At 74.5% G+C, this 12,257-nt stretch carries 9 protein-coding genes and 2 tRNA genes; 2 read left to right on the top strand and 9 right to left on the bottom strand.

From position 1 onward, the window contains the following. Positions 1-30 precede the first annotated feature (30 nt). The 3 genes from ADK60_RS33165 to ADK60_RS33155 all read right to left on the bottom strand — a co-directional run bounded on the left by ADK60_RS33165 (position 31) and on the right by ADK60_RS33155 (position 4,052). Positions 31-1,116: an EamA family transporter gene (locus tag ADK60_RS33165; RefSeq protein WP_079008894.1), complete on the bottom strand. Its 1,086-nt coding sequence runs from the start codon at positions 1,114-1,116 to the stop codon at positions 31-33. A 139-nt stretch (positions 1,117-1,255) separates the two neighbouring features. Further along, a complete protein-coding gene (locus tag ADK60_RS33160; RefSeq protein WP_053650656.1) occupies positions 1,256-3,709 on the bottom strand; it encodes a transglycosylase domain-containing protein in 2,454 nt (817 codons plus the stop codon). A 269-nt stretch (positions 3,710-3,978) separates the two neighbouring features. Next, positions 3,979-4,052, bottom strand: a tRNA-Lys gene (locus ADK60_RS33155). A 174-nt stretch (positions 4,053-4,226) separates the two neighbouring features. Here ADK60_RS33155 and ADK60_RS33150 point away from each other — a divergent pair. Together ADK60_RS33150 and ADK60_RS33145 are read left to right on the top strand one after the other, a co-directional pair. Then, positions 4,227-5,069 (top strand): DUF998 domain-containing protein, encoded by an 843-nt coding sequence (locus tag ADK60_RS33150; protein WP_053650655.1) that lies wholly within the window; start codon positions 4,227-4,229, stop codon positions 5,067-5,069. After that, positions 5,066-6,070: an alpha/beta fold hydrolase gene (locus tag ADK60_RS33145; RefSeq protein WP_079008893.1), complete on the top strand. Its 1,005-nt coding sequence runs from the start codon at positions 5,066-5,068 to the stop codon at positions 6,068-6,070. The genes ADK60_RS33150 and ADK60_RS33145 overlap by 4 nt, the downstream gene beginning before the upstream one ends. 19 nt (positions 6,071-6,089) lie before the next feature. On the opposite strand, the gene ADK60_RS33140 is transcribed toward ADK60_RS33145, so the two are convergent. The 6 genes from ADK60_RS33140 to ADK60_RS33115 all read right to left on the bottom strand — a co-directional run bounded on the left by ADK60_RS33140 (position 6,090) and on the right by ADK60_RS33115 (position 12,136). Beyond that, positions 6,090-6,779 (bottom strand): GOLPH3/VPS74 family protein, encoded by a 690-nt coding sequence (locus ADK60_RS33140; protein WP_053650654.1) that lies wholly within the window; start codon positions 6,777-6,779, stop codon positions 6,090-6,092. A 173-nt stretch (positions 6,780-6,952) separates the two neighbouring features. After that, a tRNA-Lys gene (locus ADK60_RS33135) sits at positions 6,953-7,026 on the bottom strand. Between the two features lie 119 nt (positions 7,027-7,145). Further along, positions 7,146-7,907, bottom strand: coding sequence for a bestrophin-like domain (locus tag ADK60_RS33130; protein WP_053650653.1), 762 nt, complete (start codon positions 7,905-7,907; stop codon positions 7,146-7,148). Between the two features lie 77 nt (positions 7,908-7,984). Continuing rightward, entirely contained in the window at positions 7,985-10,144 is a 2,160-nt protein-coding gene (locus ADK60_RS33125) for a dipeptide ABC transporter ATP-binding protein (RefSeq protein WP_053650652.1), read from the bottom strand. Next, positions 10,141-11,037 carry an ABC transporter permease gene (locus ADK60_RS33120; protein WP_234371421.1) on the bottom strand — a complete coding sequence of 299 codons (897 nt, stop codon included), beginning with the start codon at positions 11,035-11,037 and terminating at the stop codon, positions 10,141-10,143. The genes ADK60_RS33125 and ADK60_RS33120 overlap by 4 nt, the downstream gene beginning before the upstream one ends. A 115-nt stretch (positions 11,038-11,152) precedes the next feature. Beyond that, positions 11,153-12,136 carry an ABC transporter permease gene (locus ADK60_RS33115; RefSeq protein WP_045940650.1) on the bottom strand — a complete coding sequence of 328 codons (984 nt, stop codon included), beginning with the start codon at positions 12,134-12,136 and terminating at the stop codon, positions 11,153-11,155. Positions 12,137-12,257: the final 121 nt, after the last annotated feature.

Here is a 12,257-nt window from a genome sequence, read left to right as displayed (position 1 = left end):
GGTCGCGGCGCCGCGTCGGCGGCCGGCGGGCTACCGTTCCCGGCCGCGTTCCTTCTCCTGGGCGTCACCGGCCCCGGCGGCCCGCGCGAGCCGTTCGCCGAGCGCGGTCGCGCCCGCCGGAACCGCTGCGAGGCCCGCGTCCAGCCCGGCCTCCCCGCTCTCCCCGCCCTTCCCGGACGCCTCCACGGCGGCGGGCTTGCTCGCCTGGGCCGCGAAGGCGCCGGCCAGCACCAGCAGACCGCCGGTCACCTGCGGCAGGCCGAGGTGCTCGCCGAGCAGGACCCAGGCCAGCACGGTCGCCACGACCGCCTCCAGATTGGCCACCACACCGGCGACCGGCGGCGACAGGTGGCGGACGGCGACGACGCCGGTCAGATAGGCGAGCACGGTCGCGACCAGGACCATCCAGGCGGCCGGGAGCAGCGCGGGCAGGGTGTGCCCGTTCATCACCACGTCCCCGCCGAGCTTGCCCCAGTCCGCCTGCCAGGGGCGGGTGAAGGCGGTGAGCACGACCGAGCCGATCAGCAGGCCGTACGCGCTGACGGCGATCGGGTCGACGGGGCGGTCGCCCCGGCTCCCGGCGTCGGCGAGCACGAAGTAGCCGACCTGGCAGCAGGCGGCGCCCAGGGCGAACAGCACGCCGAGCAGGTCGAAGCTCAGCCCGTTCCACACCTCGACCACGCAGGCGAGTCCGGCGACCGCGACGCCGGCGCCGATCGCCGCACCCCGGCTGATCGGCCGGCGCTGGACGAACCGGACGTAGCCGATGAGCAGCGGCGGGCCGAGGTACTCGATCAGGAGCGCGACGCCGACCGGGATCCGCGAGATGGCGGCGAAGTAGCAGGCCTGCACGCCCGCGACGGCCAGCAGGCCGAAGCCGATCAGCAGGCCGGGCCGCCGCAGCACGGCCTCGCGGTGGCGGTAGGCCAGCGGCAGCAGGACGACGGCGGCGCCGGTCACCCGTAGCCAGACCACGTGCAGGGGCGACAGCCCGGCCTCGATCAGTGGCTTGGCCGCGGTGCCGGAGCCGCCGAAGGCGACCGCGGAGACGAGGGCGAGGGTGAGACCGAGGGTCCGGCCGGAGGAACGGCCGAGCGGGGGCTTCGAGCTGTGCACCGACGAATTGTGACAGTAGGACCGCAATTTTGGTAAGGGGTCATTTTGCTATTCGGTCCTGCACATCACCCGGGGGTGAGCCCCCGCCACCAGCCGGAGCCACCAGCCGGAGCCACCGGCCGGAGCCACCGGCCGGCAACTACTGGCCGGAGCCGGTCCCGGTGCCCGCGTCCGTCCCGGTGCCGCCGCCGGACCCCGTGCCCGAGCCGCCGGTGCCCCCGGTCGGCTGCGGTGCCGTGGTGGGCCCGGTGGTCGGCGCGGTCGTCGGCGCCGGGGTCCTGGTCGGCCTGCTGGTCGGCTGCGGCGTCGTCGGCTGGGTCGGGGCGGTGGTCGCCCCGCCGGTGCCGGAGCCGCCGGTGCCCCCGGTCGGCTGCGGTGCCGTGGTCGGTCCGCCCGACGGTGTGGTGGTGGGCTCCGAACCGGCGCCCGATCCGCCCGACCCGCCGGAGCCGCCCGTTCCGCCCTGGCCGGCCGGCGGCGACGGCTCGCCGGAGGGCGTCGCCGACCCGTCCGGGGTGGCCGGCGCGGAGCTCGCGCCGCCCGAGGGGCTGGGCGAGGCGCCGGCCCCGGAGGAGCCCCAGCCGCCGCGCCCCGAGTCGTCGGCGCCCGCGGGCGCGGGGAAGTCGGAGACCGGCTGGCCCTTGAGCGCCGCCTTCATGTAGGCGGTCCAGATCTGCGCGGGGTACTGGCCGCCCGCCGCGCCGTCCAGCCCGCCGGTGCCGCTCAGGCTGACCTGCGCACCGGTGCCCGGGTCCTGGCCGAACAGCGCGACCGAGGTGACCAGCTCCGGGGTGTACCCGACGAACCAGACCGCCTTGTGCTCGTCCGTGGTGCCGGTCTTGCCCGCCGCCGGCCGGCCCAGTGCCTTGGCCCGCCAGCCGGTGCCGCCCTGGTCGGCCACCACGCCCTGGAGCATCGAGGTGACCTGGCGCGCGGTCTGCTCGCCGACCGCCTGGGTGGTCTTGTGGGCGGGCAGCGCGAGCGGCTCGCCCTCGCGGTCCACCGACTGCACCAGCCACGGGGTGATCTGCTTGCCGCCGTTGTCCAGCGTGGCGTACACGCCGGCCATGTCGAGCACGCTGGGGGTCGAGGTGCCCAGCGGGATGGAGCCCACCGCGTCCAGGGACGGGGTGTTGCTGGGCAGGCCGAGCGCGATCGCGGTGTCCCGCACCTTCGCCAGCCCGGTGTCCTGGGCGAGCTGGGCGAAGGCCGAGTTCACCGACCAGTCGGTGGCCTGCTGGAGGGTGATCTGGCCGTAGCTCTTGTCGCCCTCGTTCGGCGGCGCGTACGGGGTGCCCTTCCCGCCGCGGACCTTGCGCTCGCTGGTGCCGTCGTAGACGGTGCGCGGGGTGACGGTCTGGCCGGACTGGGTCTTGGCGTTGTTCTCCAGCGCCGCCGCCAGTGCGATCGCCTTGAAGGTCGAGCCCGACTGGTAGTCCCGCCGGGTCGCGTTGTCGATGTAGTGCTTGGTGTAGTCGACCCCGCCGTACAGGGCGACCACGGCCCCGGTCTTCGGGTCCACGGAGGCGGCGCCGGCCTGGACGGCGGCGTCCTTCTTCCGCTTGTCCGGGTTGAGGGTGTCGTGCAGCTGGGCCTGGACGGAGTCCTCCAGGGCCTGCTGGCGGGTCGGGTCGACGGTCAGCTTGATCGTGTACCCGCCCTTGGCCAGCTCCGACTCGCCGATGACCTGGTTGGTGGTGAGGTACTCGGTCGCGGCGTTGACCAGGTAGCCGGCCTGGCCGGACAGTCCGAGCTGCGCCTGCGGGTCCTTGACCTCGGGGAAGGCGGTGGCGGCCCGCTCCTCGGCGGACAGCCAGCCCTCCTTCACCATGCCGTCGAGCACGTAGTTCCAGCGGTTGACGGCGTTCTGCTTGCCCGCCGGGGTGGCGGTGGCGACGTCGTACGCGCTGGGGGCGTTCAGCAGGGTGGCCAGGTAGGCGCCCTGGGCGGCGTCGAGCTGGGCGGCGTCGACGCCGAAGTACTGCTGGGCGGCGGCCTGGACGCCGTACGCGCCGCGCCCGTAGTAGGAGGTGTTGAGGTAGCTGGAGAGGATCTCGTCCTTGGTCTCGGTGGCGTCCACCTTGATCGCTATGAAGAGTTCCTTCACCTTGCGGCTGACCGACTGCTGCTGGTTCAGGTAGGTGTTCTTCACGTACTGCTGGGTGATGGTGGAGCCGCCCTGGGTGCCCTCGCCCTTGGCGGTGTTGACGGCGGCGCGGACCATGCCGGCCACGTTGACGGCGCCCTCGTGGTAGAAGTTGCGGTCCTCGGCGGCCAGGGTCGCGTGCTGCGCGGCGGGGGAGACCTTGTCCAGCGGGACGTTCTGGCGGTTGGTCTGGCCGGTCCGGGCGAGCACCGAGCCGTCCTGGTAGAGCCAGGTGTTGCTCTGAGTGGTCGCGGCCGCGTGCGCGTCCGGCACCTTCACCAGGGCGATGCCGAGGGCGAACAGGCCGACCCCGAGCAGTACCGAGGCCACCAGGCCCACCAGGGTCATCCGCCAGGTCGGTATCAGCCGGCGCCAGCCGGTGCGCCGGGGCCGTCGGACCTTGGTCTTCCGGGTGCGCGGCGCGCCGCTCGGGGCGTTACGGGACAAAGCGGCGGCCTTTCCTGCGGGCGAACGACGGGGAGGATGTGCACGGGCGGGGCGGCGGCACGTACGGCCGGGCCGGCCCGCGCGGACAGGACCGTCGGCGGTCGGGGGCCTTTGCCCCTTTTCCGGTGTACAGCCCAGAACGCGCCGAAGGTACCGGTTGGCTCCACCGCAACGGGAAGCGAGACCGACATCACACACAAATCGGACGTCAATGGGCAGCGAAAAGCCGGAGAGCCCCTCGCGTGAACGAGAGGCTCCCCGGTTGTCTGTGCGCCGCCAGGGACTCGAACCCCGGACCCGCTGATTAAGAGTCAGCTGCTCTAACCAACTGAGCTAGCGGCGCCTGCTGACGGGGAAAACAATACACGCTTCCGAAGGGTGCCTCGAACCACCTGGGCGTCACCGGGAGCAGCCTGTCCGTTTCCGCCCGGTTGGGGTGGAGTTTGTCGACGGCTAGGGTGGATTTGTGCCCAGCTCCCACCCCGGTCGCCGGAACGCTCGGCGCACGCCCGCCCCGATGTCCGCCCCGACGTCCGCCCCGACGTCCGCCCCGGCCCGGCCGGTGGCCGCCGCCAGGGCCGTCGCCGCGCTGCTGCTGCTCAGCGCGGTGGCGTACACGGCGTGGGTCCTGGAGGTGGTGCTCAGCACCGGGCTCGACCCGGTCCAGGCCTACATCAGCGAGCTCGCCGCCGAGGACCAGCCGCTGGGCGGCCTCTTCCGGGCCACCGACCTGGTCGCCGGACTCGCGGTGCTGGCGGCCGCCCTGCTCGCCCTGTCCGCCTTCCACCTCCGTCGCCCGGTACCCCGGGAGCCCGGGGCGAGCCCGGGCCGGCGGCCCTGGGCGGCGGGCGGCTGGGCCGCGCTCGCCCTGTTCGGCGCGGCCACCGCCGCCGACTCCCGGCTGCCGCTGAGCTGTGCGCCCACCAGCGACGAGATGTGCGCCGCCCGGGAGACCGCCGGCCTCGTCCCCGCCACCCACACCGCCCACGCCGTGACCAGCAGCCTGGCCGTGCTCGGCGCGCTCGGCGGGCTGACCGCGCTCACCGTCGCCGCCCGGCGCTACCACCGGTGGCCGCCGGTGCGCCGGTACGGGCCGTGGCTGCTGGGGGCCGAGGTGCTCGCCACCGGCTGGAGCCTGGGCGCGATCGCCGCCTTCGAGGCGGGCCACGGCACCTGGGCACTGGGCGCCGGCCAGCGGCTCCAGGTGCTGCTGGTCGCCCTCTGGCTCGCGCTGCTCGCGGCGGGCGTCGGCCTGCCGAGCCGGACCGGCCCTTCCGCCGGGGCGGCCGCCGAGGGCGTCGGGCGCAATGCCCGGGACGCCGCCGCGCCGTCCCGGACCGAACGGCGGGATCCGGTATGACCGGCGACCGCGGCCCGAGCGCGAACGGCGCCGGAGGCCCCGGCGACCCGAACGGCCCAGGCGGCCCGGACGATCGCGACGGCACCGACGGCACCGAGGATCACGCGGGCCCGCCCGCCTCCCGGTCCGGCCCGGTGCCGGCCGCCTTCGTGCGGATCGACGGCACCCCGCTGCACGTCCGGGTCGAGGGCCGGGGGCCGGTCTGCCTGCTCACCGGCGGGCTCGGCAGCAGCTGGTTCGACTGGGACCTCGTGGTCCCCTTCCTCACCCCGTACCGCACCGTCGTCCGCTTCGACCGGCCCGGCTACGGCCTGAGCGCCTCCGAACCGGCCGACCGGCCGGCCCCGACCGCCGCCGGGGAGGCGCACCGGATCCGGGCCGTCCTCGATGCGCTCGGCCTGCCCGGACGCTGCACGGTGGCCGGGCACTCGCTGGCCGGCTTCCACGTCGAGGCGTTCGCGCGGCTGTACCCCGAGCGGACGGCCGGGCTGGTCCTGCTGGACGGCAGCGTCGAACCGGACCCCCGGCCGCGCCCGGCGCCCGGCCTGCGGGACCTCGCGGCGCGCGCCACGGCGGCCGCCGGCACCGCCGTCGCCGTGCCCTACCTGCTCGGGCCCGCCGTGCGCCGGACGGTCGCCCGGGCCACCACGGTGCGGCACGAGGACCTCGCCCCGGCGCCGCTGGTCCGGCGCTGCTACCGCACCGGACGGTCGCTGCGGGCGCTGCTCCGGGAGAACACCCACTACCTGGACATGGCCGCCGAACTGGCCGTGCTGCGCCGTACCGCGCCGCTGCCGGCGGGCCTGCCGGTGACCGTGCTCGCCGCCGACGACGGTCTGAGCGGCCCCCGGACCGAGGAGTGGCTGGCCGCCCAGCGGGGTCTCGCCGAACTCCTCGGCGCGGACTACCGGCGCACCGCCCCGGCCGGGCACCTGCTGATGTTCGACCGGCCGGACGCGGTGGCCTCGGCGGTCCTGGACACCTCCCGCGGGCCGGGCTGACCCCGCCGGGCCGGGCCGCTCAGCCGCCGCTGGCGTTGTCCGCCCCGACCACCCGGCGCAGGGCCTGGGCGATCGGCTGCTCCCGGGCGACCGTCCGGAAGGACTTCCGCAGCCCGGAGTGCTCCCGACCGGGGAAGAGCCGCCGGTCCAGTTGCGCGGCCCAGAGCATCCCGGCCAGGTGCAGGTCCCGCTCGGCCGAGGGGGAGGCACCCTGCGGACCGGAAGCACCCCGCAGGGTGGCGGCGATCCGCTCGGCGATCTCGGCGCCGGCGGTGGCGCGCACCGGCAGCCAGGCGCGGTACGGCACCAGCAGGATCCGGCGGCGTTCGAGGGTCAGGTGCCCGCTCGCGACCAGCCGTTCCCGGAAGACCCGCACCGCCGGCGCCCGCGGCACCCGGCGCAGGGCCGCGTCCAGCCCGGGCCGGCGCCCCTTGGGGGTCCGCTCCAGCCGGGCGAGCACCTCGGCGGTGACCTCGTCGCCCGCCCCGACCGGACGGAACCCGGTGATCCGCCGGTCCTCGACCGTGATGCCGCCGGTCAGCAGCAGCTCGGTGAGCACGGCGGCCGCGATCGCCCGCTGGAAGCCGTTCCGGGAGACCCGCAGGGCGCCACTGTCCGGGTCGGTGCAGAGCAGGACCAGTTCCTCCGCGAGCGCGAGCGGGGGGCGGTCGAAGGCGGCGGGCGGATCGGGTGGACCGAGGGAAGCCACGGCGACAGTACCTCCGGTGCGAGGACGGACACCCACGCTATCGGCCGACCGCCGCCGTTTCCGGGCCTTCCGGGGAACGGGGAGGAACGATCGGGAGGGTGCGGGAACGCCGAAGGCCCCCTCGCTGCTGCGAGGGGGCCTTCGACCGTCGGTGCGGGGCCTTCGACCGTCGGTGCGCCGCCAGGGACTCGAACCCCGGACCCGCTGATTAAGAGTCAGCTGCTCTAACCAACTGAGCTAGCGGCGCCTGCTGACCTGGAAGACATTACACGCAATCGGGCTGATCCGCCGAATCGCGACAGGACGGTCACCCACCGTGGCGACGGCCGCGGTCGGTGAACAGCCGCGGTCGATGGCCGGCTGCCGTCAGTGGGTGGCCGGCAGGCGGGCGAGGAAGATCTCGAAGGCATCGGGGTACACGGCGCTCAGCCCGTCGAACGGGTAGTTCAGCTCCTTCACCACGATGAGGGCCACACAGATCATCGCGGTCATGATCAGCGTCATCGTGGTGTGCAGCCGCACGCTCGCGACGCTGAACAGGAAGGTGAAGGAGATCGACAGCACCGCACCGAGGACCAGCGGGGCCCAGAGCAGCGGCGGGACGGCGTCCTCGATCCGGTTGAGCCTGGCCCGCCGCTCGGTGGCCAGCCCCTCGACGTGGGCGACGGCGTGTTCGAACTGGACCTGCTGGCCCGGGCCCACCGGTGCGAGGGCGTTGGTGGTGTCGCGGATCCGGTAGACCAGTTCGGTGGTCCGGAGGGCGCTCGCGTGACCGTCCCTCATCATCGGCCACTCCTCGTCGATGACGCTGTGCGCGTACCGCAGTGTCAGGGCGGTCAGTTCGGCGCCCTCGGCGCTGGGGAACTGGCGGGCGTTCCAGTACAGGCCCGCCAGGTGGTCGGCCTCGCGGAAGGTGGTGGCGCGGGCCTCGTCGGCGGCCTCCCAGACCACGATCACCACGAAGGCCAGCAGGACCGCGTAGAGCACCCCGACCATGGCGAAGATCGCGGCGGCCACCTCGTTGCTGGGCGGCCGCGCCTTGTGGAGGGGGTGACGGGGGAGCAGACGGAGGCCCAGGGCGACGACGGCGAGGCTGCCGAACAGGATCGTCAGGTTGGACCAGGTCATAGCAGCAGTTGTCGCACGGCTCCCGGGGCTCCGCCAGGCGGGCGTCCGCCGTTCGGAGGTGAACGGCGGACGCCCCGTCACCCCTCCGGGAAGTGGCAGGCGGCCCGGTGGTCGGGGGCCGGCGTACCCGCGGCCTCCGGCAGCGGGCCCGCGTCGGTGAGCGGCGGCGCCTCCGTCTCGCACCGGCCGCGTGACCCCGCGTCGAGTCCCGCGTACACCGGGCAGCGGGCGCGGAACGGGCAGCCGGTGTGCCGGACGGTGGGGGAGGGCGGGTCGCCGGCCAGCAGGATCCGGGTCCGGGTCCGTTCGGCGGCCGGGTCCGGCAGCGGGACGGCCGAGAGCAGCGCCCGGGTGTAGGGGTGCCGCGGGCGGTCGAAGACGGCGGACACCTCGCCCTGTTCGACCGTCCGCCCCAGGTACATCACGCTCACCCGGTCGGCGAGGTGCCGGATCACCGAGAGGTCGTGCGAGACGAAGAGATAGGAGAGGCCCAGCTCCGCCTTGAGGGACTGGAGCAGGTTGAGCACCCCGGCCTGGATCGAGACGTCCAGTGCGGAGACCGGCTCGTCCAGGACCAGCAGCCGGGGCCGGACCGCCAGCGCGCGGGCGATCGAGATCCGCTGCCGCTGCCCGCCGGAGAACTGGTGCGGGTAGCGGACGGCGTGGGCCGGGTCGAGGCCGACCTGGCGGAGCAGCTCGGGCACCCGGCGGGCGATCTCGTCCTTCGCGGCCCGCTGGGCGCGCAGCGGTTCGGCGACGATGTCGCCGACCGGCATCCGGGGATCGAGGCTGGCCATCGGGTCCTGGAAGACGATCTGCAGATCGGACCGCATCCGGTGGGCCTCGGCGCGGGAGAGCGCGGCGGTGTCCCGGCCGAGCAGCTCGATCCGTCCGGACTCGGGGGCGGCCAGGCGCAGCAGCTCGAACAGGGTGGTGGACTTGCCGGAGCCGGACTCGCCGACCAGGCCGAGGGTCTCGCCCTCCCGGATCGACAGCTCGACGCCGTCCACCGCGTGGACCGAGCCGATCCGGCGCTTGAACACGGTGCCCTTGAGCAGCGGGAAGGTCTTGGTGAGCCCCTCGACCTCCAGGACCGGCGGGCGCTGCTCCCGGGGGACGGGTGCGGCGGCCGACGCGGCGGGGAGTTCGGGCACGGGGTAGACCTCGGTGGGCGCGGGCCGCCGTGCGGCCAGCTCGCCGGCCCGGACGCAGGCCGCCAGGTGGCCGGTCGGGCCGTCGGCGTCCGCGGTCGTACCGGCTTCTGCGGCCGCCGTCCCGTCGCCGGTCAGCGGCGGTTCGGCCGTGCGGCAGCGGTCCTCGACCAGCGGGCAGCGGGCGGCGAACGGGCAGCCCGGCGGCAGCTCGGCCATCGGCGCGGGCGTGCCGGGTATCGGCACCAGCGGTCCGCGCCTCCCGTCCAGCCGGGGGACGGCCCCGACCAGGCCCAGGGTGTACGGGTGGCGCGGCGCGGCGAACAGCTCGTCCACGCCCGCGGTCTCGACCACCCGGCCCGCGTACATCACCGCGACCCGGTCGGCCATCCCGGCGATCACCCCGAGGTCGTGGCTGACCAGGACGAGCGCGGCGCCGGTCTCGCGGCGGGCGGTGCGCAGCACGTCGAGCACCTGGGCCTGGATGGTGACGTCCAGGGCGGTGGTGGGTTCGTCGGCGAGCAGCACGTCGGGGTCGTTGGCGACGGCCATGGCGATCATGGCGCGCTGCCGCATGCCGCCGGAGAACTCGTGCGGGAAGCTGTCGAGGGCGCGGTCGGGGGCCGGGATGCCGACCAGGTCGAGCAGTTCGGCGGCCCGCTTGCGGGCGGCGGCGCGGTCGAGGCCGGGCCGGTGGATCCGCAGCGCCTCGACGAGCTGGTCGCCGATCCGGTAGACGGGGGTGAAGGCGGAGAGCGGGTCCTGGAACACCATGGCGATCCGGCGGCCGCGGACGGCGGCCAGCTCGCGTCCGGGCAGGCCGATCAGCTCGCGGTCGTCCAGTCGGACCGAGCCCCGGACCCGGGCGGTGCCGGGCAGCAGGCCGAGCACGGCCAGCGCGGTGACGGACTTTCCGGAGCCGGACTCGCCGACGATGCCGAGGGTCTCGCCCCGGTTCAGGGTGAGGTCGACGCCGCGCACGGCGGGGACGGGGGCGGAGCCGCGCGGGCCGGTGAAGTCGACCCGCAGGTCGCGGACGCGCAGCAGCGGGGTCCCGGTGGTGGTGGTCGTGGCGGTGGTGGTCACGCGCTGGTCCTCTTCGTCGTGGCACGGACGCGGACACGGGACCGGCGGGACCGGCGGGGCCGCCGGGCGGCGTCCGAGGTGGGGTCGAGCGCGTCCCGCAGCCCGTCGCCGATCAGGTTGACCGACAGGACGAAGAGCACCAGCAGCCCGGCGGCGAAGTAGAACAGCCAGGGGAAGACCGGGGCCTCGCTGGTGCCGGCGGCGAGCAGGGTCCCGAGCGAGACGTCCGGCGCCTTGACGCCGAAGCCGAAGTAGGAGAGTGCGGTCTCGCTCATCACGGCGCCGCCGACCGCGATCGTGGCATCGATGATGAGGAAGGAGGCGACGTTCGGCAGGATGTGCCGGGCGATGATCCGCAGCGGACGGACGCCCATGAACTGCGCGGCGCGCACGAACTCCCGCTCCCGCAGCGAGATGGTCATCGAGCGGACCACCCGGGCGGTGATCATCCAGTTGAACAGGGCGAGCAGCAGCACGAAGGCGAGCCAGCCGGCGCCCTTCAGCCGGGGCGAGACGATCGTGATGACCAGGAAGCTCGGGAAGACGAGCATGAGGTCGACCAGGAACATCAGCAGCCGGTCCGTCCAGCCGCCGAAGTAGCCGGCGCAGGCGCCCACCAGGGAGGCCAGCACGGTCGAGAAGAGCGCCACCAGCAGGCCGATGACCAGCGACTTCTGCAGTCCGCGGATCGTCTGCGCGAAGACGTCCTGGCCGACCCCGTTGGTGCCGAACCAGTGGGTGCCCGAGGGCGGTTGGCGCAGCGCGCCGTAGTCGGGGGTGGCGTAGTCCCAGGGCGTGAGGAACCCGCCGCCGAAGGCGAGCAGGAACAGCAGCAGGACGATGACCACGCCGACCACCGCCCAGCGGGCGGCGAGCAGCCGGGCGAGGACGATCCGCCCCCGGCCGGTCGGACCGGGAGCTGGGGGTGCGGCGGGGGAACCGGGTCCGGTGGGCTCGGCGGGGCCGGCGGACTCCGCGATGACGGCGGTCAAGGGGGCTCTCCTCGGTTCAGGACCGCACGCGCGGATCGAGGGCGGCGTGCAGGGTGTCGGCGAGGAAGCCGGAGGCGAGCACCACGACCGCCGCGAACAGGTTGACCGCGACGACCGCGTTGACGTCCTGCTCGTTGACGGACTGGATGAACCATTCGCCCATGCCGTGCCAGCCGAAGATGGTCTCGGTGAACGCGGCGCCGGTGAAGATGCCGAGGAAGCTGTACGCGAACATCGTCGACATCGGGATCACCGCCGTCCGCAGCCCGTGCTTGACCAGGGCGCGGCCCCGGGTGAGGCCCTTGGCCTCGGCGGTGCGCAGGTAGTCGGAGCCGAGCACGTCGAGCATGGTGCCGCGCTGGTAGCGGCTGTAGGTGGCGAGGCCGCCGAGCGCCAGCGAGAGGGTGGGCAGCAGCAGGTGCAGCGCCCAGTCGGCGAGGTGGGCGCCGATGCCGCCGCTGAGGCCGGGGGTCTCGTACCCGGTGAACGGGACGACCTCGTGGCCGACGGCGTCCTTGGCGGCGATGGCGCCGTTCTTGAGGAAGAGGGCGACCAGGAACACCGGGGTGGAGAGCAGGACGAAGGAAAGCACGGTCAGCAGCCGGTCGGAGATCCGGTACTGGCGCACGGCGCTCCACGCTCCGGCGGCGACACCGAGCACCATGCCGAGCAGGCTGCCGATCAGCAGCAGCCGCAGCGACACCCAGACCCGGCGGCGGAAGTCGTCCATCACCGGGGTGTCGTGGATGGTGCGGCCGAGGTCGCCGTGCAGCAGCAGGTCGCCCGCCCAGTGCCCGAACCGTTCGACGACCGGGGTGCGGTCGTTCAGATTGAGGTCGGTGAGCTGGCGTTCGACCGAGGCGGCGGCCGGGCGCGGCACCTTCGCCTCGAAGTAGACGCGCGGCTGCAGCGCGGCGCCGGCCAGCGCGTACGCCAGGAAGACGGCGGCGACCAGCAGGACGGCGTAGTAGGCGAACCGCTTGGTCAGATAACGGAGCATCAACGGCCGCCCGGGGTGGGGGCGGGGCCGACGCGTCTGGTGGGCATCGGAGGGTGGCCTTCGGGTGGGGGGTGGGGAGCGGGGCGCCGTGGTGAGGGTGCCGGGGGCGCCGGGGTGGGCG

The sequence above is a fragment of the Streptomyces sp. XY431 genome (assembly GCF_001279805.1).
Classification (GTDB): Bacteria; Actinomycetota; Actinomycetes; order Streptomycetales; family Streptomycetaceae; genus Kitasatospora; species Kitasatospora purpeofusca.
This window is presented reverse-complemented; position numbering and strand designations above follow the sequence as displayed.

Bases quoted from the DNA above. Each gene is read 5' to 3' on its own strand.
- ADK60_RS33115 (WP_045940650.1), bottom strand. From the start codon at position 12,136: ATGCTCCGTTATCTGACCAAGCGGTTCGCCTACTACGCCGTCCTGCTG.
- ADK60_RS33145 (WP_079008893.1), top strand. From the start codon at position 5,066: ATGACCGGCGACCGCGGCCCGAGCGCGAACGGCGCCGGAGGCCCCGGC.
- ADK60_RS33150 (WP_053650655.1), top strand. From the start codon at position 4,227: ATGTCCGCCCCGACGTCCGCCCCGACGTCCGCCCCGGCCCGGCCGGTG.
- ADK60_RS33130 (WP_053650653.1), bottom strand. From the start codon at position 7,907: ATGACCTGGTCCAACCTGACGATCCTGTTCGGCAGCCTCGCCGTCGTC.